At 49.3% G+C, this 26,355-nt stretch carries 25 protein-coding genes; 13 read left to right on the forward strand and 12 right to left on the reverse strand.

The annotated features are described in order from the left end of the window. Window positions 1–212 precede the first annotated feature (212 nt). The 11 genes from E2566_RS17585 to E2566_RS17635 all read left to right on the forward strand — a co-directional run bounded on the left by E2566_RS17585 (window position 213) and on the right by E2566_RS17635 (window position 11,788). Entirely contained in the window at window positions 213–1,520 is a 1,308-nt protein-coding gene (locus tag E2566_RS17585) for an ABC transporter substrate-binding protein (protein WP_107168058.1), read from the forward strand. Beyond that, a complete protein-coding gene (locus E2566_RS17590) occupies window positions 1,517–2,068 on the forward strand; it encodes a glucosamine kinase (RefSeq protein WP_107168057.1) in 552 nt (183 codons plus the stop codon). Before E2566_RS17585 ends, E2566_RS17590 begins: the two co-directional genes overlap by 4 nt. Continuing rightward, window positions 2,065–2,979 carry a glucosamine kinase nucleotide-binding domain-containing protein gene (locus E2566_RS17595; protein ID WP_107168056.1) on the forward strand — a complete coding sequence of 305 codons (915 nt, stop codon included), beginning with the start codon at window positions 2,065–2,067 and terminating at the stop codon, window positions 2,977–2,979. The genes E2566_RS17590 and E2566_RS17595 overlap by 4 nt, the downstream gene beginning before the upstream one ends. 25 nt (window positions 2,980–3,004) lie before the next feature. Beyond that, on the forward strand, window positions 3,005–4,828 hold the full coding sequence (locus E2566_RS17600; protein ID WP_107168055.1) for a metallophosphoesterase: 1,824 nt from the start codon (window positions 3,005–3,007) through the stop codon (window positions 4,826–4,828). A gap of 919 nt (window positions 4,829–5,747) precedes the next feature. After that, on the forward strand, window positions 5,748–5,885 hold the full coding sequence (locus tag E2566_RS17605; RefSeq protein WP_165800624.1) for a hypothetical protein: 138 nt from the start codon (window positions 5,748–5,750) through the stop codon (window positions 5,883–5,885). A gap of 87 nt (window positions 5,886–5,972) precedes the next feature. Next, on the forward strand, window positions 5,973–6,440 hold the full coding sequence (locus E2566_RS17610) for a glycine-rich domain-containing protein (protein ID WP_107168054.1): 468 nt from the start codon (window positions 5,973–5,975) through the stop codon (window positions 6,438–6,440). Continuing rightward, the gene (locus tag E2566_RS17615; RefSeq protein WP_107168053.1) at window positions 6,415–7,725 is read left to right on the forward strand and encodes a hypothetical protein; all 1,311 of its coding nucleotides are present in this window, start codon (window positions 6,415–6,417) and stop codon (window positions 7,723–7,725) included. The genes E2566_RS17610 and E2566_RS17615 overlap by 26 nt, the downstream gene beginning before the upstream one ends. Next, window positions 7,712–8,890, forward strand: coding sequence for a cupin-like domain-containing protein (locus E2566_RS17620; RefSeq protein WP_107168052.1), 1,179 nt, complete (start codon window positions 7,712–7,714; stop codon window positions 8,888–8,890). Before E2566_RS17615 ends, E2566_RS17620 begins: the two co-directional genes overlap by 14 nt. A 417-nt stretch (window positions 8,891–9,307) precedes the next feature. Then, window positions 9,308–10,018 carry a metal ABC transporter ATP-binding protein gene (locus E2566_RS17625; protein ID WP_107168051.1) on the forward strand — a complete coding sequence of 237 codons (711 nt, stop codon included), beginning with the start codon at window positions 9,308–9,310 and terminating at the stop codon, window positions 10,016–10,018. Then, window positions 10,015–10,869: a metal ABC transporter permease gene (locus tag E2566_RS17630; RefSeq protein WP_107168050.1), complete on the forward strand. Its 855-nt coding sequence runs from the start codon at window positions 10,015–10,017 to the stop codon at window positions 10,867–10,869. Before E2566_RS17625 ends, E2566_RS17630 begins: the two co-directional genes overlap by 4 nt. Window positions 10,870–10,909: 40 nt before the next feature. Beyond that, window positions 10,910–11,788: a metal ABC transporter substrate-binding protein gene (locus E2566_RS17635; RefSeq protein WP_107168049.1), complete on the forward strand. Its 879-nt coding sequence runs from the start codon at window positions 10,910–10,912 to the stop codon at window positions 11,786–11,788. Between the two features lie 116 nt (window positions 11,789–11,904). Here the strand turns inward: E2566_RS17635 and E2566_RS17640 are convergent, their stop codons facing one another. The 12 genes from E2566_RS17640 to E2566_RS17695 all read right to left on the reverse strand — a co-directional run bounded on the left by E2566_RS17640 (window position 11,905) and on the right by E2566_RS17695 (window position 24,292). After that, window positions 11,905–13,404: a helix-hairpin-helix domain-containing protein gene (locus E2566_RS17640; protein WP_107168048.1), complete on the reverse strand. Its 1,500-nt coding sequence runs from the start codon at window positions 13,402–13,404 to the stop codon at window positions 11,905–11,907. Window positions 13,405–13,434: 30 nt separating this feature from the next. Continuing rightward, the gene (locus E2566_RS17645; protein ID WP_107168047.1) at window positions 13,435–15,201 is read right to left on the reverse strand and encodes a PP2C family serine/threonine-protein phosphatase; all 1,767 of its coding nucleotides are present in this window, start codon (window positions 15,199–15,201) and stop codon (window positions 13,435–13,437) included. Continuing rightward, window positions 15,201–16,241 carry a TerY-C metal binding domain-containing protein gene (locus E2566_RS17650; protein ID WP_005975029.1) on the reverse strand — a complete coding sequence of 347 codons (1,041 nt, stop codon included), beginning with the start codon at window positions 16,239–16,241 and terminating at the stop codon, window positions 15,201–15,203. Before E2566_RS17650 ends, E2566_RS17645 begins: the two co-directional genes overlap by 1 nt. Before the next feature lie 129 nt (window positions 16,242–16,370). Continuing rightward, a complete protein-coding gene (locus E2566_RS17655) occupies window positions 16,371–17,009 on the reverse strand; it encodes a vWA domain-containing protein (protein ID WP_107168046.1) in 639 nt (212 codons plus the stop codon). Further along, the gene (locus E2566_RS17660; RefSeq protein WP_107168045.1) at window positions 17,010–17,654 is read right to left on the reverse strand and encodes a TerD family protein; all 645 of its coding nucleotides are present in this window, start codon (window positions 17,652–17,654) and stop codon (window positions 17,010–17,012) included. 27 nt (window positions 17,655–17,681) lie between these two features. Next, the gene (locus E2566_RS17665) at window positions 17,682–18,320 is read right to left on the reverse strand and encodes a vWA domain-containing protein (protein WP_107168044.1); all 639 of its coding nucleotides are present in this window, start codon (window positions 18,318–18,320) and stop codon (window positions 17,682–17,684) included. A gap of 147 nt (window positions 18,321–18,467) precedes the next feature. Further along, window positions 18,468–18,935, reverse strand: a complete 468-nt coding sequence (locus tag E2566_RS17670; RefSeq protein ID WP_107168043.1) for a tellurium resistance protein TerW — start codon at window positions 18,933–18,935, stop codon at window positions 18,468–18,470. A gap of 340 nt (window positions 18,936–19,275) precedes the next feature. Further along, the gene (locus tag E2566_RS17675; RefSeq protein ID WP_107168042.1) at window positions 19,276–20,229 is read right to left on the reverse strand and encodes an HpcH/HpaI aldolase/citrate lyase family protein; all 954 of its coding nucleotides are present in this window, start codon (window positions 20,227–20,229) and stop codon (window positions 19,276–19,278) included. After that, complete coding sequence (locus E2566_RS17680) at window positions 20,229–21,311, reverse strand: cysteine protease StiP family protein (RefSeq protein WP_107168041.1); 1,083 nt, start codon at window positions 21,309–21,311, stop codon at window positions 20,229–20,231. Before E2566_RS17680 ends, E2566_RS17675 begins: the two co-directional genes overlap by 1 nt. Next, a complete protein-coding gene (locus E2566_RS17685) occupies window positions 21,304–22,086 on the reverse strand; it encodes an HAD family hydrolase (RefSeq protein WP_107168040.1) in 783 nt (260 codons plus the stop codon). Before E2566_RS17685 ends, E2566_RS17680 begins: the two co-directional genes overlap by 8 nt. Beyond that, window positions 22,079–23,221 carry a phosphoribosyltransferase domain-containing protein gene (locus tag E2566_RS17690; protein ID WP_107168039.1) on the reverse strand — a complete coding sequence of 381 codons (1,143 nt, stop codon included), beginning with the start codon at window positions 23,219–23,221 and terminating at the stop codon, window positions 22,079–22,081. Before E2566_RS17690 ends, E2566_RS17685 begins: the two co-directional genes overlap by 8 nt. Before the next feature lie 6 nt (window positions 23,222–23,227). Beyond that, complete coding sequence (locus tag E2566_RS17695; RefSeq protein ID WP_107168038.1) at window positions 23,228–24,292, reverse strand: ATP-grasp domain-containing protein; 1,065 nt, start codon at window positions 24,290–24,292, stop codon at window positions 23,228–23,230. A gap of 322 nt (window positions 24,293–24,614) precedes the next feature. Between E2566_RS17695 and E2566_RS17700 the strand changes: the two genes are divergently transcribed. Both E2566_RS17700 and E2566_RS17705 read left to right on the forward strand, forming a co-directional pair. Then, the gene (locus E2566_RS17700; RefSeq protein ID WP_107168037.1) at window positions 24,615–25,196 is read left to right on the forward strand and encodes a TerD family protein; all 582 of its coding nucleotides are present in this window, start codon (window positions 24,615–24,617) and stop codon (window positions 25,194–25,196) included. Beyond that, entirely contained in the window at window positions 25,196–26,350 is a 1,155-nt protein-coding gene (locus E2566_RS17705; RefSeq protein ID WP_107168036.1) for a TerD family protein, read from the forward strand. Before E2566_RS17700 ends, E2566_RS17705 begins: the two co-directional genes overlap by 1 nt. Window positions 26,351–26,355 lie beyond the last annotated feature (5 nt).

The raw sequence follows: 26,355 nt of genomic DNA on the forward strand, positions 1-26,355 counted from the left end.
AAAATACTTTATTTAAACCAACATTTAAAATATCTTTAATCTGCCTCACATAAATCAGTCGTGCTTCTGTCCATGATTGCATGATGAAAATGACAGATGAATGCAAATTTGCATTAATTAGGACAGAGAATAAATCACAGGAATAAAAATAACCCCGCAGCCAACGCCAGGGTATTTCAACCATTAATCAAACCTATGATGTGGAGATGTTTATGATGCGTTCCAATACCGCGTTATTTTTTTCCGCCCTTACGCTGGGATTATTCAGCAGCAGCGCGTTAGCCGCCAAAACGCAGATAACATTTTTATATAGTGACGACGATCCCGAATTAGTGCATTTCATGGAGCAGAAAGTTAAATCCTTCTCCCAAAGTAATGAACGCATTGATGTGAATTTCGTCAGCACGGGTTATAACGCGCTGCAAACACAGTTGCCGATGCAGCTGGCGGCAGGTTTAGGCCCCGATATTGCCAAAACCACGCAAATGGGGCTGCTCGGCTATACGCTGGATTTGCGCCCCTATCTGAAAGATCCGGCCGCCTTTGAGAAACGTTACAGCGCAGGCATCGAAAAAATCATGCGCGTGAAAGGCGTGCATAAAGCGGATGCGCTGCCGGGCTTTGTCGCGTCCTGGACCGCTGATCTGCCGTTCGTTAACGTGACGCTGTTTGAACAGGCGGGCGTGCCTCTGCCGCAGCCGGGCTACACGATTGATGATTTGATGAAAGCCTCGAAACTGGTCGCGGAAAAAACCGGCGTGCATATCCCCTTCACCATCGACCGTAGCGGCTTCCGTTTCTCCGGCCCAGCCTACTCTTACGGTGCACGTTACGATAAAGACGGGTTGATCAACTTCCCGGACGCCGCGGCGCAGCAGTGGATTAAAGATCTGAAACGCTGGTCGGATGAAGGCGTGTTCCCGCGTGAAATGTGGGGCGCGGCAGGCGGCGGTCAGTATAAGAGCATGGCGGACGATTTCGTGAACGGCAACATCGTGACCTATTTCTCCGGCAACTGGCTGTTGAACCAGTTCAGTAAGCAGATTGGCGACGGCTTTGACTGGAAAGTACTGCCAGCGCCTTGCAAAGAGAAGTGTATTTCAATGGGCGGTGCGACCTTCATCATGCCGTTCACCACCACCAAACACCCGCAGGAAGTGGCCGAGTTTATGGAGTGGCTGGGCAGCGAACCGTTGCAGCGTGAGATCGCCGAGCGCTTCAATATCATCGTCGGCGCGGATATTACCGATCTGCACTACCAAACCAAAGATAAACACGTGATCGACGGCCTGAATACCGCGCGCGAAGAAATCAAAAAGATCCCGTCTTATGTCTTTGATTGGGAACGTATGGAAAGTCTGGGTGCGAACGAGCTGTACCCCATCATCCTGACGCGTTTTACGCAATATCTGAACGATCAAGTGTCGTTTGATGAGTATCTGCGCCTGACATCAAACGATGTGAAGCGCCTCAACGAAACGATCGCGACCAACCAACAACAGCGGAAAAACGCACCGTGAAATGGCAACTGAGGGAGATCGACATCGATGGCGATCGCCCCTTTGATCGGTCGCAGGAGCACGCGCTGTGTGAGCAGCGCTGGCCGGGGCAAAACCGCTATCTGCTGGTGACGGGTGGTTTTACCCGGCTGTTACATTGGCATGACGGACTCTTGACCTGTCGCGGCGGCGACAATTTTCCCATCGGGAATCCGGCCAGTCTCTCGCGGCTGGGACTGTGGGCGGTGCAGGAGATGCTTCAGGCCGTTGAGGGCATAACCCCGCTTACGCCACTCAGTGAAGCGCTGTTTCAACACTTCGATAAACATGTCGATCGGGTGATCGACTGGTCAAAGCAGGCGCAGGCCAACGATTACACCACGCTTGGGCATGCTGTGCTCACACACCCGCAGGATGCGCTGGCGGTGCAGTTGCTGACACGCTGCGCCAGCGAGTTAAACCTGCTGCTCAACAGCCTACCGGCCTCACAGGCTGAAACCGTCAGCCTCAGCGGCGATCTGGCGGTGGCCTGTCTTCCTTATCTGGATTCAAGAGAGCGCACATCATGACGACATGGCTCTATGCGGGTGTGGATGGCGGCGGCACAGGCTGTCGAGCGCGTATTTATCAGGCCGACGGCACACCACTCGGGCAAGGGCACGGCGGTCGCGCCAACCTGCTGCTCGGCGTGGAGAACGTGCGCCAGTCGGTGGACGATGCTATCGCACAGGCGCTGAAACACAGCGGGCTGTCACCGGATGACGTACCCCGGCTGAAAGTCGGACTGGCACTCGCCAGCGCGGAACATCGCACCGCCTACGAGGCGTTTCTGGCATTACCTCATCCTTATGCCACTCAGGTGCTTAATACCGATGCGCTCGGTGCCTGTCTGGCCGTCAATCAAGGAAAAGACGCGGGCGTAGTCATTGCCGGAACCGGCTCCTGCGGGCTAGCGTGGCAGAACCAGACAATTACTGCCTACGGCGGCCATGAGTTCCCGATCTCCGATCAGGGCAGCGGCGCACGCCTTGGGCTAGCAGCGTTACAACACACCTACGATGTACTACAAGGCTGGTGCACGTCGTCGGCACTCAGCCAAAGCATCGACGATTTCTTTTCCACCAGCGCAACGCACATACAGGCTGCCAACACGCTTGACGCGCTACAGACATTTAGCCAGCAGGCAAAACCGGGCGACTATGCGCAGTTCGCCCGCCACGTATTTGACAGTGCTCAGCAAGGCGATACCGTTTCTCACGCGCTGTTGGCGCAGACGGCCAGCGAAATCAGCCTGCTGTTGGCCGCCGTGGCACGCCATGCCACGCCTCGCTTATCGCTCATGGGCAGCATCGGCCTGCATATTCGTCCCTGGCTGCCGGACGAGTGGCAATCCCAGCTCGCCGCCCCGATGGGCGATGCGCTCGACGGCGCACGATTGATTGCCTGTCATGATTATGCGTTATACAGCCATCCGTTATAAAAAATAAATAATGCCGGAGACATCAATGACATCACTCACTCGCAGAACCTTCGTCAAGCTCGGTGCAGGCAGTGCTATTACGCTAGCTGGCGGCTTTTTTCACGCTAACGGTGAATCAGCGGTACCCGCTGGGCCGCTACGCATTGCCATTATTTCAGATGTTCACGTCCACAATATCTATGGCAACTACGATTTTGACGGCCTGCCCGATACACAGACCGGAAAGAAACTGACCATTCGCACCCTGAAAGATTCGGTGAATTCGACCCGCATCTTCAACGAGCCCTACTTCGCGCTGCTGGCTGCGCTAGACGAACTGGCAAAACAGCAGGTGAAATACGTAGTGCTGTCCGGCGATTATTCTGATGACGGCCAACAGCCTACCGTTGAAGGCATTGCCGCCATCCTGACGCAGTATGAACAGCGCCACGGCATGCGCTTTTTCGCCACACCGGGCAACCATGATGTCAATCGTCCACAGGGGGATGACTCGTGGGAAAGAATGCTCAACGCCGACGGCACCAGCACGCTGTTGAGCAGTAAACCCGGCGTTAAATTGGGCGACGCGCAGTCGTTGATTGTCACCGCTAAAATGCAGGCACTCGGCTATGAACGCGGCCTGCCGCTGATGAAGCCGTTTGGTTTCTTTAAGCGCGACGACTTTCTGCACTGGGAAACACCGTTTGGCGACAGTGACGAACTCAGTAAACGTCAGTATCTCGCCCGCTCACCGGACGGTAGCAAGCAGTGGAACATCGTCGATGCCTCCTATCTGGTGGAGCCGGAAGCGGGGTTGTGGCTACTTTCCATCGACGCCAACGTGTATCAGGTTAAAGACGGCCCGGAGAAACGTGAAGGGATTGAAGGCTACTCCACCAGCAGTAACACGGGCTGGAATGCCTTGCTGACCGAGAAACCGTTCATGCTGCCGTGGGTGAAATCGGTGGTACAGCGGGCGAAAGCACAAAATAAGAAGCTGCTGGTGTTCTCGCACTATCCGCTGGTCGATTTCCTCGACGGCACGGTGGAGGACGAAAAGCAGTTGTTTGGCAGTAACAGCTTCATTAAACGCACGCCGAAGCCAGAGGTTGCCGAACAGGCGCTGGCGGCAGGCATCCGTTTGCACTTCAGCGGCCACCTGCACGTCAACGACACTGGCGTGTATCGCGGTTCACAAGGGACGCTGGTGAATGTGGCGGTGCCGTCACTGGCCGCTTACCCACCCGCGATGAAGTTAGCGACGCTGCATAGCGACCGCGTCGATATTGATACGCTGGTCCTACGCAACGTGCCGCAGTTCAACCATCTATTCCCGTTTTATCAGAAAGAGTTGGATCGCACCGGTGAGCCGCTGGGCGATATTCTGAAAAGCCGCGATTACTACGACTTCCTGCATCATCATCTGGCGCTGCTGGTACGCCAGCGTTTTCTGGTAAAAGACTGGCCGGAAGATTTATCGCCTCTCATCAACACACTGAACTGCGCCGATCTGCTGTGGATCGCGCAGCAGCAGGAACCGATCAATGCCAAAACACTGCCTGATGCCGACCAGCGTAAACCGAATGCGGTAGCAGGCACCGAAGGGTTACAGGATATTTCTCTGCTCACGCTGGTCACGGACTGGTACTGCCTGCGCAACGGCAGCGATCTCGCCTGGCAGGATATTCCGGCAACGCGGGTGAAACAGTATCGCGCGCTGCTGGCAGCCTACACACCGACGACCACACTGCCGCCGGACAGCCTGCAACACCGCTTCGGCCTGATGCTGAAAATCCTCGCGGGTTACATCAACGATGAGCCAGCTACTCGCTTTGTGGTTGATATGCAGGGAAATTTATCAGCGGTGTAATGTGTCTACGATAGTCGGCATAATCGCACACAAAGCGTAAAAAATTATATTAAGGAAAAATTAGGCATCAAAGATGCGAAAAAATCATATATAAAGCCACTACTTCGATAAAGACTTATATCGTGAAAGTATAAAAGTCAGTACCTTCACTCATTAAGATTACATTTTCTCCTAGCACGCCATATAACTCTTAGCCACTAGAATTACAAAACATTATAGTGGCTTAAAGGCTGTCCAAAATTCGCCAGCCAGCCTATTCGCAGTAAGTGGAACAATGTTGGAAAACTGAAGCCACAATTTTTATTCACTATAGCAAAAACCAAGTAAAGTATGATGCTTTATGGAAATAACAAGCCCATACCTCACGGGAAACATCTTTTTCTCATTTTTTTCTGTATTAGTGTCAGCTAGTTAACTTAAAAACTCCCTAGAAAAGATTCGGACATGCACAACTTACTTAGCTTCTTACTGGTAGATGCTGGTTTTGCAGACTACCTATTTTCGATAATTAGCCTAGTCGTGAACTCACTATTTCTATCTAAAATCGGTATTAGATGCATCCATTTACTACATTCAATGGAGAGAACCCCCTTTAACTATTTTGACAAATGGCACCAATTAATATATAAGTTTATTAATAATTTCAGATTGAAATAAGAAGCAGGAAAACTCAAGTATATACCCTGTATATATCGCATACCTCCCACCGCCTAGAATTAAAAACCGACTTATAAAAAAACATTAATTTTTTATAAAAAAATGTTAAAAAAAACAAAATCAACAAGATATATTCGTTTAATTTATAAAATATTATTTTTGTGACAAGGATCACACATTTAAGCAATTATGCTTAATGTTGTTATTGGATTGTTATTAACTGTTTTGGCGCAAGAGCGCTTAACTAATCAAGGATATTGATATGAAAAAACTTTCTAAAATTATTAAAGCTGCCGTTTCTACTGTAAAACCAACTCAAAAAGTTAAAGGTAAGGAACTGTATGCCGGTGGCGAAACTACAGGAAATAGTTCACATTGCCAAGGCGGTGGTGGCTGGTAATTTAAGCCTGGGGAGAGACGTCTCTCCCCAAACTAAGTGTTATCAAGGATGACAAAGTTAAATAGATTTTTTTAATGAGATAAATCAATGCTGGATAATATTGTAAAAACTCTTCCGCATAGCATGAATGTCAATCTAACTGGCCAGGAACCCAGTTTGGAAGATGCGGTTAATTATATAGACTCCATAGATTTTTCCGCACTAAAAAATAAATTATCTCGAAATGATCCACTTATTTCAAGGGTGTGGAGCAATAAAGAATTAATAATGACAGAACAATATTATAAAAATTTCCTATACTTAAATAAGAAATATAACAAAGAAGTTAAAGTTATTGTCCCTAGCATTGCAATTGATGAATTTTGGCACCATCACATCCTTGATACTCGATCATACATTTATGACTGCGATAATATATTTGGATATTATTTTCATCACTACCCATATTTTGGAATGAGAGGTAATGATGATTATAAAAACCTAAAAATTGCGTTTGAATTAACACAAGAAATTTATGAATTAGAATTTGGTGAAAAAATTGTTGATATTTGGTGATGGGAAGTATAATAAAAACGTTAAGCTAAAACTTGTTCCATTTATTACAAGCCGATTAGCACCTTTTATTGGTTTTACACTCATAATAGTTTTAATTTCAAAATTAAATTATCCGGAACTTGGTAAGTTTAGTTACCTTACCGCAATGTATTCATTACCTGTAGTTTTAATGTCCATGCCACTTGCTATGATAGGGAATATTTCTGTTGAAGAAAAAAACAATGGGAAATCTGGATATGATATTTTTTTAAGCGGACTACCAATAGCAATTTTAATGTCATTGCTAGGTTTTATATCTGCCCTTATAATGAAAGACAATATCATTAGCAAAGAGAATGAATCCGTAATTACCGCCAGTAAAATTTATATATTTTGCGTCCCACTCCTAATAGCAAACACATATCTATTTTACTTTATTGAAGGGTTCGTAAATAACATAGCAATGGCAAAGGTAAAACTAATTACAACCTTCACCAGTTCATTTGTTATTATAAGCATTTCTTTTTATGTTAAAAAACTACTCACATGGCATGTTTTTTCTGTTTTCTTACTCATAGAAATAATTATATTGATGCTATACACTCATGTTTTGTATAACTATTTTAAAGGAAAATACAAACGACATAAAATTAAAAGCATGAAATTTATTTCATCAAAGATCCTTCGTATAGGCTTGCCGGTAGCATTAGGGTTAGCAGGACAAAAACTTGTGTATTTTTTGATTACACAGCGCTTAACTAATTTTAATATAGATTTAGTTTCAGATCTATCAATAATAATGAGTATCATAGGGATTATATCGTTACCATTTGGTGCATTTTCGCAGATACACAGTCTTTTTGTTAGTGAAAGTGATAAGAGGGAACATAAAAAATTTTTCATTAGTGGGGTAAAGTTATCATTTCTTTTCATTATATTAATGATATTTATTACATGGCTAATTTATCCTTACTTGATAAGACTTTATGGTGCAAATCCTCAGTTGATAGATAACTCATATTTTATAGGTCTCTCTTTTTTATTCGCGACATCTTCTTTGATGCTTCTATGCATGAGTCACCTGAGAGCATTACAGGATACGTTTTACTCTCAAGCTACAGCTGTAATTATTCTTTTACTAGGTTTTATACCTGCCATATGGCTGTATAAACTTCACAATGGGGAGTTGTATAAAATAATATACACTCAATCCATGTTTACAACTTTAATTATCTTAATTTTAACATTTCGCATACTTTATTTTAAACAAGAAAATAAAAAGGAATTTTATCATGAAAAAAATTGACTTAAAATCAAAGCCACTGACAAAAGACAATTTAAAAAAGCATACAAGAAACATGACTCAGCCCTGTATATTTTTTAATTTACCATTAAATAAAAAACTAGATTCATGCTCAGTAGAAGATATTCTTTCTTTGAAAGAAAAAAAATTCCTATCTAGCATTCATAATGGTTCGTATTGGTCTGATAAACCCCTTTACGCAGAAGTTCAGGGGAGAAATAAAAGATTAGACTTAGAAAGCATGTTTTTAGATAATAACGGAGATTATTACGTTACATATTTTCGTTCCACTCGAGACAATCCCACAGGATGGAAAACAATACGAACATGTGGAAATAATGATTTTGACAACTTTCTAGCAGAAAAAACAGATTTCATGGATTATATGAAAGGAAGTAATCTTCATAATCATTGGGTATCGAATGGTAAAACATTAAGTTTATTACATGCAGATCCCGTAGATACTCTATTTTTACAGATTAAAGGAGTCAAAACTTTTCGGTTGATACCAGAATCTTATAAAATTGCTCTATTAGCTGATTTTAAACAACCTCATAAACTTAAATATAATGTAGAAGAACTTAAAAAAAATGGAAATAGTATAATAGAAATAGATATCCATCCAGGAACCGCCGTTTTTATGCCAGCATGGTGTTTTCATGAAATAGAAAGCAAAAATGAAGGGTTAAACATTTCATTAACATCTCATTACCTGAGAAAAAGAAAGTTATACGAAATATCTCCATTCCAAATAATTAATAAATTCAGAAGATTCTTGTATCCTAAAATTGTCAATAAAAAAAGGATTGAATTTCAACTAAGCAACCTTTCCCCAGAATCAATTCCATTTTTCCCTTGGTTTTCATCATATGTATATAATAATAACTTCAAATATGATACAACTTTTCAACATAAAAATTTCCTTATCAATAGGGTGAAAGTAAAAATAACCCCTATCACTAATGAATTATTGAATTTAATTTTAAATGAAGTTGATGGATATAAAAGCATTTATAGAATTTCAAAAGATAAAGAAATTGAAATTGATAAATTACTCAATGTATTCAAACAATTAATTGAGGATGAGTTTATTCAAATACTTTTTGAATCTGATGACAAATATAATTATTTCTATCAAAGCATCGAGCCTAAGAATATTTACATATAAAATAAATCCAATAAATTAAAATAAGGAAAAAAATATATATGATAAGCATTCGATAAAAATATCGAAAGACATCATTACAATATATTTGACTTATAAATATAAATCGATGAATAGCTCCGACCTCACAGAAGTCGCTCGGTCAATTGCCATTGGCAGTGGGCACAGCGTTGGTTCCATACAAATATTCTTATTGTCCCAAAAAGAACGATAACCCTCGCGCTAATATCGACTTACATACTTTTTTACCTATTGCCCCTACCGTCATCGTTAAAAACTGATATGTTATAATATAACAATTGATATTTTACCGATGACAATGACAAATTTTTACTCTCTCTCCGCGCTGAAGCGCGTGTTACTGGTTTCCCTGCTGTTAGCACTGTTGTGGCTATTAGTCGGGTGGGCGGTGATGCTGCCATGATCACTTTACAGGAACTGGCTTTTGGCTACCGTGGCCAACCACCATTAGGTACGCTCAGCGGGTGTTTTCATCAGGGATCGCTGACGGCAATTATTGGCGCGAACGGTACGGGGAAATCCACCCTGCTGAAAACGCTGGCGGGTTTGCTGCCACCGCTTTACGGTACGTTCAACCTCGGGGCTGGTAGCAAAGAGAATGCTGTCGGCTATCTGCCACAGCTCTCCGAATTCGATCGGCAGTTTCCGATTAACGTGCGCGATCTGGTGCTGATGGGTTCACTGCCCCATCGCGGATTGTTACGGAGTATTAACGCCAACTGGCACCGCAAAGCCATTGATGCCCTCGACGCCGTCTCAATGGGAGATTTCGCCGATCGTCATATTGGCGTCCTGTCCGGCGGGCAGCTACAGCGCGTGCTCTTCGCTCGTCTGATGCTAACGCAGGCTCCCATCATTCTGCTGGATGAGCCTCTTACCGGCGTCGATAGCCAAACCACGCAGGCACTCTTGCAGATTATCGAGCAGCTTCACGCCGAAGGCAGAACCATTCTTACCGTGTTGCACGATCTGGAACTGGTTGGGCAGCACTTTCCAACTATCTTGCAGCTCACCCAGGGCGGTCATCGCTGGGGAGATGCCCAACCCATATTACATAGCCTGCGCAAGGCAGAAAGTGATACGCCAACGCTCAGGATCGTCACGTCATGATGCTATTCCACCTGATGACTTCCCCTTTTGCCGAATTCGGTTTTATGCGCCGCGCGCTAGTCGGCTGTCTGGTACTCACATTGAGCGCCGCGCCGCTGGGCTGTTTCCTGCTGCTACGACGTATGAGCCTGATTGGCGATGCCCTGTCGCATGCCGTATTACCCGGCGTGGCAATCGGCTATCTCATCTCCGGGATGTCACTGCTGGCAATGGGAATCGGTGGCTTTATTGCCGGGCTATCCGTCGCCATGCTCTCCGGCTTCGTCACCCGCCACACGGAATTAAAAGAGGACGCCAGCTTCGCAGGATTTTACCTCGGTTCGCTGGCGCTTGGCGTCACGCTGGTTTCACTGCGTGGCTCCAGCATTGACCTGCTGCATGTCCTGTTCGGATCGATTTTGGCGGTGGATCGCGCCGCGCTGATCGACATTGCGTTGATCGGATCGTCGTCCTTGCTGGTGCTGGCCGCTCTCTATCGGGCGCTGGTGATTGAATCGTTTGACGTAACCTTCCTGCGCATCAGCTCAGGCCGCTATCGGGCGCTAATCCACGGCCTATTTCTGTCGCTGGTGGTGCTCAATCTGGTCGCAGGGTTCCAGCTGCTAGGCACGCTGATGACGGTCGGCATGATGATGCTGCCAGCCGCCAGCGCACGGTTCTGGACGCAGCGCCTGCCCGCCATGCTCGGTATTGCGGTGCTGCAAGGAATGGTTGCCAGCCTGATTGGGCTGCTGTGGTCTTACTATGCCGAGTTGCCTGCTGGCCCCGCCATCATCCTGACGATGACGCTGTTTTTCTGTTTCTCCGTCTGTGTTGGTCACCACGGTGGGCTGCTACGCCTGCGTCGTTGATCGATAAATTTTGTTATCTGCAACTTTCTGTGAGGGAAAAATGAAACGTTCACTATTAGCTATCGCGTTATCCGGCCTGCTGCTTAGTCCACTGGCGATGGCAAAGAACCTTGATGTTGTCGCCAGCTTTTCCGTACTTGGCGATATGGTCAGCCACATCGGCGGCGATCGCGTTACCGTGACCGATCTGGTAAAACCGAATGGCGATCCACATGAGTTTGAACCGTCGCCAAAAGACAGTAAAACGTTGGCTAGCGCCGATCTGGTTTTCGTTAATGGTCTAGGTTTAGAAGGCTGGATCGACAGACTGGTCACCGCATCTGGCTATCATGGCAACGTTATTACCGCCTCCGACGGGATTGAAACACGCTCAATGGTAGAAGACGGCAAAACGGAAACCGATCCGCATGCCTGGAACAGCATGAGCAACGGCGTGATCTACGCACACAATATCGTCAATGCGCTGGCAAAAGCCGACCCTGCCAATGCCGATTACTATCGTCAGCAGGGCGAAGCCTACATTACGCAGCTACAGGAACTGGATCGCTACGCGAAGAAAACCTTTGCCGCCATTCCTCCAGAAAAACGCAAGGTGCTGACCAGCCATGACGCGTTCGGCTACTTCAGTCAGGCCTATGGCGTGAAATTCCTGTCGCCGGTGGGCTACTCTACCGAATCTGAAGCCAGCAGCAAAAAAGTGGCCTCGCTGATTAAGCAAATTAAGCAAGAGAAGGTGAAAAGCTACTTCATTGAGAACCAGACCGATGGACGTCTGGTGAAGCAAATCGCCAATGCCAGCGGCGCACAGCCCGGCGGTGAACTGTACCCGGAAGCCCTGACCGACGCATCCGGCCCGGCAGCGACCTATACGGCCGCGTTTAAGCACAACGTTGATACCCTCGTCGCCAGCATGAAGTAAGCCCCACACCGGCTAACGCCGGGCGACCAAGAGAAATAGATAAGGGCAGCAATGCCGGGAAACTTCCCGCCAGACGCTGCCCTTAATGTCATGCACACGGTTGGTACAGTCGAACGTTAATTGGATACCAGTTGTACCACCACGAGCCTTCCCCCCTCTTGGGTGGAAAGGACAAACTGTGCGCCGTCCGTCAACGCCAGCTTATCCCCGATGGCGATCCTCTGTTTATCGGGTAACGACATCAACTCCTCAATGCCTTCATTCACCAGCCACCATTGGTCATTATGAAAGACAAAATAACCCACACGTTTCTTCTGCTCTGGCGTCGTGCGCTCATTTGGGGCAATCAGGCGATTAACATGCCAGGCATACAAAGACTGGCCGTTCCAGACCATTAGACGATGGTCATCAGGGCGATAGCTCCCTGTTTTACGCGAAGAATACAGGTTGAGTATCGGCAGCTTGCCTTTATACGGCGTACCGCAATACGGGCATGAGGGCTGAGTCTTACCCGAAAAGACATACCATTCCTGTTCGCACGCCGAATTCTGGCACGGCTGGATAAGATCGACCGTTTTCACCAGTGCCGTTTCCCACTCATCCGCCGTCGGACGTTGGGTTGGCTCATGCAAACCGGTAATAAATGCTTTCTCAAACAGAGGCGTAAGATAAGGTCCCAGAATGGTATAGGGGATCTTATCCGTATCCGCCCACGGCAAAGATGACGGGCTGACTTGGCTGAGCTTAACCGCATTGCTGCGGTCTGTCGGATGTTCGATAAACAGCGCCCTTTCCCCCATGGACAGCGCTTCGTCCCGCATTTCATCATCCATATCATGAATTTTACCGCCCCGTAGCGGGTGCCGGTAAAACAGATACATGTAGTTCAATACGGCTAACGCATGACGATCGGTACTGATGCTAGGCAAAATCCGATTGGCATCTTCTTTCGCCAAGTGAGTCGTTTTCACCACTTCGGGCGCAATAAAGTCCGGCGTACCCACGACGTCCGGTGGATATTTCCCCGGCACCACCAGACCATCGATATCGATCACACAGGCATGACCCGCTTCGGGATCAACCAGCACGTTCTTATAACTCAGATCGCTGTGGCACAGACCAGCGGCGTGCATGCGGCGCACTGCCCGGGTCAATAGCAAGCAGACTTTTAGGTAATTCAGCAGGTTACCGCGCTCACGCGGATCGAGAAATTTGTTCTGGTTATTCGCACTGGCGAACCATTTTCCTTCTTTTTCTCGTCCTTTGATGCCAAGAAAATCATTATTCTTGGAACCATACTTAAAGAAAAAGTGGCTGTGGTAGGTTGGCACCACAATGCCGATTCGCCCCTCGTGTTCAACCACGCTGGTCGGCCAGCAGAACAGGTCTTGCCAATACTCGCCGCCCGCCTGCTCAAAAATACTTTGCCGATAGCGACCGGTGATCATCGCAATTCGCTCTTTCGCCTGCTCATTCTGTGGCTTTTTATAGAACGCCACCACGTAGGTCTTGTCAGGAGAGAAATAGACATCTTTCATCGAACCCGAACCGATGACTTCGTCAACGTACTGGACGAGCTCGCCATCTCGGGTGGTACAACTAATAATATTCGCCATTTATTATCACCAGCAATCCATTTCTGAGACTCACCATGCCACGACAATCGTCCGGTCATCATGGTTTCCGGGCGAGAAAAAGTTTAGCCACTCAGTCAGTTGTTCTGCCGCCTGCTCGCCGTCATTCAGGCAAGGGGCAATGTCGGCAATCAGTGCATCCCATTTTGCCGCGTTTTGTAGCCCGTTATCCGTTTCAAAATACGGATCGGATACCCCGTCGGTCATCAGGATCAGGTGCGAGATCTCGCTCCATTTACCAATAATAACGCGCTTACTAAACTGGGTGTCCTGTACGGCATCCTGATCCAGAAAGCGGGTTTGCCCAGCATATTCACCACTATCCGGCATGCCTAATAGACGGACTTTCCCCGCGGGCCCATAGGCGGCGATAGCACCGTCTCCTAACCAGAACGACGCGGCAAATAACCCATCATCAGTGCGTAACGCAACCGTTGCTAACAGCGTGGTGGAGTAGGATTTGATGCTTTCGTTCGTTTCCAGCGCTTCGCCGTGGATCTTATGCACCGCAAGCTGTGCGGCCTTATGAAATTGGCTGACAAAGAAGGTGCCGACCTCCCGCTGATCTTCCGGCGTCCAATCGGCGATCGCGCGCTTTAATCCTGACGCCGATTCCCCTGCCAGCTGCCGCGCTAAATAGTCGCCAACCACTGCCGTGACCAGCCGCGATCCCTGCCGAGAATTTTTCGCACTCCCAGCACCGTCAGCAACCAACAGGACACTCCAGCCGCTATCATTGTCGTGTGCGATAAAATAGTCATCATCACGAAACGAACCGACGTGCTCGTGCGAACGCCCTCGACGACTGGCGGCAACAATGTTAACGCCCGGCAGCCGGATCGCTTGTTGCGCGATATTCGCTTTAAAATAACGATCGTCAGCGGGGGGATCGATGATTTTCCATAGGCTGCGCGGATCGGGATTCACGATCAAAAGTACCTTTGTGACGCCCACCGTCGCAGTTCCGCATGACCAGTGGACAGCGATTTCCCAATCACCACTTCGTGTCGGCACTCCCACCAACGCCGCAGTCTCTCGGTCGAAATGCAGCCCGATCGCCTCGCTAAACACCACCTCCTGCACATCAGGCGTCATCCCGTTATCAAGGCTAATCTCAATGGGTGAATTAAAGGGTGTACCGACGCGGGCATTAGCGATATTCACTTTTGCCTGTGGCAGACTCACCGCCGCGGGAGGGGCTTTATTACTCTGGCTCGGCGTGGGAACTTGCCCAGGTTTTAGCGCATTTACCGTAGCTGGGCGAGCTTGTGCGGCATTCAACTCTGCAAACGACATCGCTTCCCATTGTTCTTTTTCCACTTTCTCCTGTTCCACAGGCACCGGCGGTGGATCGACTGCTTCTGGTGCAGCTATCTCAGAGGAGGTCACCTCGCCCTGTACCGATACAGTGGCCATATCCTGTGATATCTCCACGGCATCCGGCGGCGTAATGACAGCGTCCGCTGATGCCGCTAAGGCTTCAACAGAGTCAGGCTTCATGCTCTGAGAGTCATTGTTTTCTTTAGAATCATCGTTTTCTGTAGCACTACGGTTTTCTGTAGCACTACGGCTTCCTGTAGCGTCACCGTTTTCTGTAATAGAAAGAGGCAGCGCGATACTTTCCACTTTGAGCACTACCTGTTCACGCAGTTTGTCTAACAGTGCGCGCAGCTCAGCATCATCGTCCCACGCATTAACGTCAGCGTCGGGAAGCGTTTTTCCTGCCTGCTGCAAGATCAGCGCGAAGATCTGGAGATCTGGACGGACATCAATATCCATTAGCCCCTCCCGCGATTGACATCGAAATCATCCACACCGCCGTTTTCACTAAAGCTAATGTTATGATTGCACCAAGGGCATATCACAGTTTCTGGCCCATTGATGCACAGGAGTTTTCCGCAGGAACACATCGCAAAGGCACTGGCATTACCGCAGTGGGGGCAACCCGGCGCGCCGTGTAATTCGCTCGTGTTTACTTGCAATGCAGAGGCTCTGGCATCACTCCAGGCAAAATAATCTTCATCTATCGGGAAACAGCCCGCCAGATTAAATCCGTTGATATTGAGCTTAAAATTGAGGGACGACAGGTTAACGTTGGGGCGCTCATACTTCATCAGATAGGGGCGGCGAGATTTGTTGCAGCGACCAACCAGAATGACACAGTTCTCATCATACGCCCGCGCGACCTCATCCTTAGCCAGCCGAACAATAGACTCATTATTCGACAACAACGGTGGCGCATCTTCCCCGACGCTACGGCTATGGGCAGTGACAGACGCGGTGATCCATTTGATAAAACGGGTGAAGTCCCCTTCCTGTGCCTCAGTAAACAGCAATACATTTTCGGTGAGTTGGCGCAATGTATTCAAATCGGCAGAGGCTCCCAGACCAATCGCGATCAGGTTGACCTTATTAGCGTAGTGCTGTTTCCAACGTGTAATCTCCGGTGCGGTATCATCCGTCGGGCGGCCATCTGTCAGCAGATAGACCACGGGTTTCCAATCACCTTTACGCTCTTGCGTCGTCTTTCTTACTTGTTCATCGATCTGCTTAGTCAATTCCCGCAGCGCGGCACCAAGGCTGGTACCGCCGCCTAACGGCAGACGCGGTGGATAGAATGATACCACCTCCACTAGGGGAACGATGGTTTGCGCCACACCGGCAAAAGCGATGACGGAAATCCAAGCTGTTTCGAGGGCGTGAGGATCTTTTTTCAAATCGCTAACGATAGCCTGTAGACCATCGTTCATTTTCTTCAGATTATCTCCGATCATCGACTCCGAGCAGTCGAGAACGAAGAAAACGGGTAGTCGTCTCATAACAGACACCTTTATTAAGCCAATAGCCTGTAAGCGAATCGCCTTCGCAGCAAGCACGTCTATGGGTTTAAATGTGAGCGTGGTCGCTAAATAAAAGGCAAGGTCCCTGTCGGGAGCCCTGCCTTGACGTCACAGAACCAGCTGTATTTCGGGAGGCGGCGGCGGTAGGTTATCCTGACCCGCCGTGACGCCGGAGCTGGTGCTGCCGGACGCGACGCTCGCAGAAACCCATTTGAAGAAACCGGCAAACGCCGTAGAGTCCAGCGTTTCTAAGGCCACCACTTGGTTGGTCAGTTTTTTCAGGTGTTCATGCTTGGCTTTCGGCCCAACCGCACAGGCAATGATCGAACCAAAGGCGCGCTTTTTGACTTCGGTCACCGCTTCATCATACGCGTAGGCGTCAGAAGGGCTGCCGTCCGTCATGAGGAATACCAGAGGACGCCAGTCGCCTTTCTGATCGCCATCGGAGCGTTTAACATCACGATCGACGGACTGGATCAAACACTCAAGGGCCGCCCCCGTAAAGGTGCCACCCGCGCTGGGAACCACGATATCGGTAAACTGGAAATCTTCCAGCGGCGTCAAGGGGATAAACTCTCGCGCGTCATTGTCGTAGGTGATGATCGAGATATGGACGCTTTCTAGCGCGTAAGGGTCCTGACGCAGTGCGCTTAGCATGGCCTGAATCCCCACATTGACCGCATGAATGGACTCGCCGCGCATTGAGCCTGAAGTATCAATCAAGAGATAAACAGGTAGCCGCCTCATTTACAGGTAGCTCTTTAAATGTGTAATAAAGCTATCTGAATCGGAAGGCTCACCGATAGCGCAGAGTTTCCAACCCGTGCCTTCACGCACCAGTTCGGCAAATACCATAGAGCATTGTTGGTTAAATGCAGGCCCGCCGGAAAGATCAAAACGCGCCATTTCTACATTCTTGGCATCGACAGCGCGAATAAACGCGTTCTTCACTTTACCAAAATGCTGTTGCTGTTCCTGGCCGTTATAAATTTGGACGATAAAAACAATTTTTTCGTATTTGGCATCCAGCGTATTCAGGTTAGCGATGATTTGTTCATCGTCGCCATCTCCTGCTCCGGTACGGTTGTCGCCAGTTAACCAGATTTGACCTGAGTGGTGACGCTGGTTATTGAAAAAGATCACATCCCCGTTATCCAAAGTGGGTCGGCCATCTTCTATTTGCCCCAAATCAACTACTTTTCCTTCGGCATTGCACAGGAAAGCAATAACATCGAGATCATACTCATCTTCTGTTTTCTTACCAAATATTCCCCCCAGGAAGCTTTTTTTCTCTTCGCTAATGTCCCAACCCAGGCCGATGGTGACAGAGGAGAGATCAAATTCATTCTTCTTGAGGCTAACACTTTGTCCTTTACGCAAACTGACTGACATACAGTCTCCTTGTTTTTGATAATAGAATTAGAGCACGACATTCACTTCTGGCGGCGGTGGGGGGAGATCGTCAAGACCGATAACGTCTTTTTTACCCGACTCCACTTTTTGGCTTCCAACAGAAATACTCGCCGATACCCACTTGAAAAATGCTTTGATGGCGTTCGAATCCGCCGTATCAAGCTGTAAAACGATTTCGGTAATTTCCTGCAAAACCTTTGTTTCCGCGACTTGCCCAGCGGCACAGGCAACAACGACGCCCGTACGTGCCGACTTAAAGTCAGCGACACCTTTACGCCAGTCATCCGTTGGCGCACCATCAGTCATGATAAAGACCAGAGGACGCCAGTCACCCTTCGTTTCCGCCGTGGTTTTCTGAACCTCGCGTTCAATAGCCTGTGCCACCAACGATAGCGCCTCGCCCAGCGCAGTCGTGCCATTCGCAACCAGATCGGGGGATTTGAAAGTAAGCAGGTCAGTTAGCGGTACAACTTGGCGGGCGGAGGTATCAAAGGTAATGACGGAAACATAAGCGGTTTCCAACGCGTAGGGATCTTGTCGCAACGTCGTGAGTAACGTCTGTACCCCATTTTTGACGGCTTCAATTGGCTCACCGTGCATAGAACCAGAGGTATCCAACAACAAATAGACGGGTAGTCTTCGCATATCATCAATCCGTTTATCTTATGCATAATATGATGGAGATATCATAATCCTTCTGGTTGTTATCTCAACAAAAAATGCGCACCACCAACCCGCAGAATTGAGAGGGTTGAATGGGATGTTGTAGGGGGGGACGGGAAGACGTGGAGCTTATTTCCGTGGTGGTAAAGACGTACGAATCAGTTCATCAGCACATTTACCGATCAGCATTTCCACCGCTTCGCTGCGCGTAACGTCTTTAAGACCTGCCAGCGTATCGATTTTACGCAGCACCGACATCCTTAATGACAGGGAAACGGCTTTCTTTTTTTCTTTATCCAGAAAGACCCGGCTAACCGTTTCTTCTTCTTTCAACTCGGCATTGGAATCAAGCGCTTGCGCCATACGACGCAGTTCTTTTTTATCAAGCTGGCCGGGATGAATCATCTGATAAGCATGCAGAGATTTACTGTACTTTATCTCAGCGGAGTAGGCACTTCTCAACTCTTTCAGTACCCGAGTCAATGTGGGTTCCGAACAGTCCAACATCGTGATGATCTGCTTTGCGGCAACGGGTTTTCCTGCCCCCAGAATTTTGGCAAGACGGTAAACACGAACCTGACGGGTGCTTAGTTGCATAAGAAATCACACCCTGTATTCCAGGACAACGATCGTATGGGCTGAAAAATAAGTGTGTTCACTAACATTCTTCTGAGGACTCTCTCATGCTAATCGTTGTTAATTAAAGAATTATCAATCGTCCCGCAGCCCTTTATGCTGGGGTAATTGCCGCATCGCCGTCATTTCCAAGCGTGGAAAAATAATGTAGGTGATAGCGAATAAACGCGCGCTCCCGCATGCTTAAGTAAAATTTTAATCGTTTTTCACTCTAACAGACAAATTTTCAACGTGAGATAAACCAGAAACACTATCGAACAACGTACCCGGACAAAATATGGCGCATAGCCTATCAACCGCCTCAGTGATTATGGGTCGCAACGATAAGGCGAGCTCCCTGGTTTTGTTCTGATGCAATGCCATAGACCTTCGCCCGTTCCAAAATTCCCGATGCCCAGCGGCGATGCGTGGCAGGCTCGCACATCGATCCCTGAGATTTAAAGACCGCCTGGCTGGAATTCAGAATGCGCAACGCATCCGCATAATCTGTCGCGGACACCATCAGCGCCTGCTCAATGATATCGATTTGATTGGGGTGAATAGCCGTTTTTCCGACCAATCCGTGCGCCATATCCAACGCCAGCTCACGCGACATGATGTGATGGTCATCAATATGTTCACAGACTGGCGCGGTCAACGCGAAATTACGTGCTGCAAAGATCGAGACCAACATTTTGATCACGTATCCCATCGGTCCATCATATAAAGTCAGGTGGCGTGAGCGCCGCAGTGAGATCACATTCATCAGATCGTTTCCGCCAATACGCAAGGCAATAATGCGCGCATGGCAGGGATGAGACTGGAGCTGCGTAGCTAACTCACGCATCTGCACCACGTCGAAAACGTCTTCAGTTTCCAGTGTCGGCATCATGCAAAGCTCGCTGTTCCGCACCACCTCCCACCACTGTGGCAAAGAAGCCAGAGTAAATTTGGGCAACACCAGCCCATCCAGCGGACTCAAGTCCATCTCATGCGCAAGCCAGCGGCCCATCTCAGCGTCGCGCGGCCGAACAAAAACCAACGGCCAGTCGGCTTTTCCATTAGCCTGTTTCGCCTGCGCCAATGTCGTCAAAAGCTCACGAAGGCGCAACAACGCCAGAGGGACATCACTTTCCGCGACGGCATCTTCAAGGCAAATAACCAGCGAGCGCAGCCCGCTAATTTTATCGGTCAAAATAACGTCAGCGATATCGGCACGCGTCGCGGGCATATAGAGCGTCGCACCTAAATTCCAGGGAGAAAGCCTTTTATTCATCAGTGCACCTTTTTGATAATGGTAACCGCGCGGTACTGACCGATTTCATCGCCAACTTCAGTAATCGTGATGCCCTTTTCCTTCGCAAGATAAACCAACAGCGCAACATCCGGGTCGTCCATCGTTTGTACCAGAACATGATCCGGCACCCGACGTAGCACAGCGCGGGTCGCTTCAGCAATACCTGGTTTGATTCTATTGATGCTATCGATGCCATAGCGTTCAGCCAGAGTACGGATCACCCTTTCACTCTGTTGTTGAAGATCGCGTTGCCGTTCAGGCAGTAATTCGCTACATGACAAATCCACGGGAGAGGAGGCTCGACGCAGCGCCTCGACGGTATCTGCCAGCATTTGGCTGCACTCATAGCGCTTAAGGTGCTCGCATATCACGCAGCCGTGTAACCCTTCCGCCGACCACAGCGATCGGGATATCAGACCCGAAACAGGGGCTCCCATAATCCCAAACGGAATCAGCCAGTCATCATTACTCGCTGACAGCCAGGCACAGCCGCAGGGGTCCGCCAGTACCACCAGACGTGGCTGTTCGGGATACCCTTCTCTTCCCTTCAGAGATTTGATCAACTCGCCCGTGATAGCGCCTTTACCGGTCCAGCCATCAACAAACACAATGCCCTTACTGCCGTGACGCGCCTCAATCCATTCCAGCGCGGTTTTATCGATGCCCCGATCGCGGATAATGCTGATGCCATAATGGTAAGACGTTTTCCCCATAGCACGTAGGGCGCGATGCAACATCACACCCAGAGGAACACCGGCCCGCACCAAGCTGGTCAATATCACTGGCGTATCGCCAAAACGCTGTGCCAGCGTTTGCGCAAGCATCTGCACCTCGCGCGCCAAACGTGCGCCCTCTTGTTCAAGCGCGCGGGAGAAAAGCTCAAGGTGCCAGACCGTCGGTTCCGGCTCCTGGCTCAGCATATCGGAATAGTGCTTAGCGCCCGACTGAATCAGTCGCTCCTTCTCTTCCACGGGCGTCACGTCTATCTCGACAGGCTGAAGCAAAAAATGGATATCGTGTGGCAAGTAGGAGCCAGAGAAAGGCGTGATGTCGTCATGCATCCTGGGCATCTCCGAAAATGCGGTGAGCGATTGCCTCGGCAAACTGACTTTGCCGAGGCAATCCGTACCAGGTGCAAAGCGTCATAAAGCGGTGATCGCTGAGACTATCGCCCAAACCAATCACGGGAAAAGTGCCGCGTTCCGCCCGTAATTTGTTGAGTAAATAGGTCACTGCGCGCCCTTTCTCTACCGGGTCAGGTAACCAGGCCACGTTGTTGCTGTTGCGATGCAGATAGAAACCCTGTGTCGGATAGCGCTGCTCTATTTCATCAGCAATGGCGTAGAGTTCCTCGATTCTGGTGCTATCGCGGTGCTTCATCACCAGATAAATCGGCGTATCGCCATATTCGTAATTAATCCGCGCCCAGCCGTTAATATTACGCTCTGCCATCAGTTCGGTGATGCCATGCTGCATGGTCTGAAGCTGCTCGGCATACGGAGCCAAAGCAGTCAGTATCTGCGCTTTCCAGACAGGATCAGGCTCCCCTTGCGGGGTAAGAATGACAGCACCATGCGTGGTAACGGCCCAGGAACGGAAAGGGATGGTCACACGGGCAATTTCCTCCGTGCCGCGTGCCGTCACGGGGATCAGCTCCGCGTATTCCAGCATCCAGTCCACCAGCATGGCCTGTTCTTCGGTCATGAAACTGCGCGGCGTCAGGCTAGGGTCCAACGCCCCCGTACGATAAGGTTCAAGCGCCAACTCATTCACCATCTTACGTCGCGTCTGAAACAGCGTGTCGTCAAGATCGGAAAAAATAACGGGCTTAGTCATAGCTGATAATCTCCACGCTGGGCGCTACCGTCGCCAACGCATCGAGTAATTGGGGATCGACACTCTCTGACGGCGTTTCCACGCAGAGCAGAATGCGATCGAAACGTTGATGCATCACGTTGTAGACAAAATTTGCAATGCCTAGCCCGTAATTGTCATTGAACGTTATCGCCGACTGAATGGCGAATCCAGTTGCGATAGGGGATCGCGTGGTAGAGCCGAACTTAACGTCAGCCCCTTGCGCTTGCAAACGCTCCGCCAGTAAAAAAGGTTCCCAAACAAACTCACTACTGCCCAGAACCAATATTTTTTCACTCGGCGCTACACGCAAATCACGCCCTAAATCCCCGGCAGGTTCGGCCATACCCAAGCGTCCCCAGCTCTGTTTTCCCGTGATGGCAACGTTACCGCGCGCCGTGACGTTCACCGTCGGCATAATGGGAAGAGGTGCATCCGGTTTGGGCACCCATTGCCAGTCGCCCTGAACCAGAGAAATGGACTGAAGAGGTAAAGGACAACGCTGTGCGAGCGCACTACCGCTCCAGTCAGTCAGCGTTACCGTAAATACCTGCTGCAAGTGCGTCAGCCATGCGGTTTCTCGCAGGGCGGCCAGTAAATTAATGAACGTATTGCCCGTCGTCGCTTCGTCATCAATCAGTATCAGAGTACGTGCTTCACGCACGCGGCGACGTAACAGCTCATCTTCTGGGAGATAGATTAAGTGATCGGTGGCGTGACTATGCGCTTCCTTAAACTCACAGAGCAGTTCAGCGTCTTGCGGGTGGCGGGTGGAGGTCAAATAAACGGGTTCACTGACCCGTTGCCTCACTTCATCAAAAACGCCTGCCCCTAAACCTACCGCCGTTTCGGCCATGCCGATAAACAACACCGGTCCCTCAATAGAGGCGGGGATCTGCTCAGCAAGCTGGCGATACACACCGCGCATCGTCGCGGGAGATACGGGAATGTGTCGTCCCAGTACTTTGCTAACAAACAGGAAAGCACGCTTAGGGTTACGACGTTCAGCAATATCAAACAAGGTATCCAGCGCCGCCACGCCGCCAGTTGGCGTTACGCTGAGCGTGCCGCAGGAAAGGTGGCGGGTATAAACGGGCTGTTGTGGAATCGGTGACATTGCGGCTTACCCTTCCTGAAGTCGGTTAGACAACGTAGTCTGGTAGCGGACAACATCGGTGATGGTACGCACGGTCGCGGGCTCAAAGGCTTCCGCCGCCAGTTCGACCACCTGTTGCACACTCAGCAATTCCAACTGGCGCAGGGCGAAGAGCCCAGGCAGGTTTACGCCGCTAAAACGGGTATAGCCAATCCCCCCGGAAGGACGCATGTTAATCTCAAGCAGTTGAGGGACGCCATCATCATTGTGGCGGGTCTGCACGTTGACTAACCCATCCGCTTGCATCGACTCCGCACAGGCAATGGCGAGCTGGTAAGCTTCGCCGCTATTTTCCAGATATTGCAGCGCACCGGCCTTACGCCGTGCCACTGCGGCCAACACCTTGCCTTTTTCTACCAGCATATCGACAGAATATTCCGGCCCAGGCAGGTAGGGCATCAGCACCAGCGGCGCAAAATTTCCCGCTTCGCTCAGTGCACGTAAATAGTGAGCTGGAGCAACCACACGTCTTTCTGGATGGGTAAATACCGCCATCGGAGAGGCGCTATCATCAAAACGCCAAAAACCCATGCCATAAATACCCGTTACTGGCTTAACACACAGTGGCGCGCCGGAAAAAGGTGCCGCGGCGATCTGCTGTCGGAGTTCATCGACGGAGGACACGCGAATCGAAGGCACGACAGCTAGCCCTAATTTCTCCATTTCATGAGCAAAAGCGACTTTGTCATCGGCTATCAGTAGAGAAGCGACATTAACGGTGCCGGTAGTCAGTTTCACGCCAAGCGATTCAATTTCATGTCGATGGTTTTCGCACCAGCGGCCGTGTCGACCGGCATGGATCGCATGAATCCCCTGCGTTTTGACGGTAGTCAGGATAAATGAGAGACGTTCAGCCTCGTCCTTTGGCTCCAGGAATGCACGATCGGCAAGCGACAGGATTTCATTACGCTCATTACGATGAGAAGCAAAAATGGTGACGTCCACACCGCGGATTTCAGCAAAAGATTTAATCGCCAAAATCATATCGCGCTGGGAAGACAAGCCTTCCATTAGCCAAATTCTCTGTGTCATTGGTATGCATTCCCGTGCTGTATTGCCAGATTGAGTTAAGCGCATTGAGTCTATTGACGCCATCATAATATGTCAATCATATGATGATTTACATTAAGTAAAGAAAAAACATGATGAAAAAGCTTATGAATATTAAGTAAAAACGTAAAACCACAACAAAAAACACATTTTTCACATAAAAATCATATAATTGTAAAATTCAAAACAATAAAAGACAAAAAGTCACTTGCTCACAAACTACATCATGATATGATTTTTTAAAGAATGGGATTTGGTGTAAAAAAGCGTTGTTCTTTTCAATACCTTTATAAGGAATGTGGCTATGGTTTCTTTAAGTAAAAACCAGACAATTTCTCTCAGCAAACAGTCTTCTGCTATCAGTAATCTTCACTTTGGGCTCGGCTGGGACCCAGTGAAAAAGAAAGGCCTCTTAGGGGGATTATTTGGCGGTAATGCGTCAATCGATCTTGATGCCGGATGCGTTCTGCTCGACAAAGCAGGTAATGAGATCGACACAGTGTGGTTTCGTAAACTGAAATCATCCTGTGGCTCGGTGGTACACAGCGGAGACAACCTGACTGGCGAGGGAGACGGCGATGACGAAGTGATCCGCGTTGACCTGAACCGATTGCCACAAAACGTCGAGTTCCTGGCATTTACCGTCAATAGCTTCCGTGGCCAAACGTTTAATGAAGTTGAAAATGCCTTCTGCCGCGTCGTTGATCAAGCCAATAAAGAACAGGCTCGCTATCAGTTGACCGAACAAGGCTCTCATACCGGGATCGTTATCGCTTCACTGCGCCGCAATAATGGCCAGTGGGATTTCACCGCTCATGGGCAGGCCTGTCGTGGCCGCACCATCAGTGATATGCACGCCGATATCGTTACCACGGTGGTACGCTAATGAATCTGACCCCAGGCGGCAATGCGTCCGTCCCTAACAAAGCGTTGCAGGTTCGCGTCCTCTCCGGTGCCGCCGTTGATGCCAGTGCTTTCCGTCTGTTTGCAACAGGCAAGGTACAGGGCGACGCAGATATGGTGTTTTATGGTCAGCCACGCAATGATGACGGCAGCATCAGTCTGATGCATGAAGGGCACAACACCCTCTTCACCGTTGACGTCACTCGACTAAAGCCAGAAGTACAAAAGGTCGCCTTTACCGTTGCTTGTGAAGGTAGCCAAACCATCGCGAATTTACAGCGGCTCAACATTCAGGTTGAGGCTGATAATGAGGTTCTGGTTAACGGCAATGTCGAACTGGCTGGGCGTCAGGAAGCCGCCCTGATCCTGGGAGAACTTTATCGTCGTAACAATGACTGGAAGTTTCGCTTTATTGCGCAAGGATTCAACGGCGGCCTACAGCCCCTTGCCGAGCACTTCGGCATCGAAGTGGCCGCGCCTACCGCACACACTGAACCTACGCCTCCTCCGGCACCACCAGCGACAAGCCGCATCAATCTGAGCAAGGTGTCACTCACCAAAGAAAAACCAGCCATTAGCCTGGAAAAACGCGATAACTTCGGTGAGATTCGCATCAACCTAAACTGGCATCGCGAGGCCAAAGCATCCGGTCTGCGTGGGATGTTTGGGGGCAGTAACGGCGTCGATCTCGACCTCGGTGCCTTTGTCGAAATGCAAGACGGTCACAAAACCGTGGTTCAGGCGTTGGGCAGTCGCTTTGGCGATTATCAGGACGAACCCTTTGTCCTGCTCAAAGGTGACGACCGCACTGGCGATGTCTCAGAAGGCGAATGGCTGCATATCAATGGCCGCGAATGGAAAAACCTGCGCCAGGTACTGATTTACGCCTTTATTTACGAAGGTGTACCTAGCTGGAATAAAACCGACGGCGTGGTCACGCTGCACATCCCCGATCAACCACCGATCGAAACCCGCATGACGGAAGGGCAAGATAGCCGCAGCATGTGTGCGGTTGCGCGTCTGGTCAATGAAGGCGGGAACATCAAGGTCGAACGTATCAATCAGTTCTTCCGTGACCACAGCGAGATGGATAACGCACTTGGCTGGGGGTTCCGCTGGAAAGCGGGCTCAAAATAGTTTCA

The sequence above is a fragment of the Pectobacterium punjabense genome (assembly GCF_012427845.1).
Taxonomy (GTDB): Bacteria; Pseudomonadota; Gammaproteobacteria; order Enterobacterales; family Enterobacteriaceae; genus Pectobacterium; species Pectobacterium punjabense.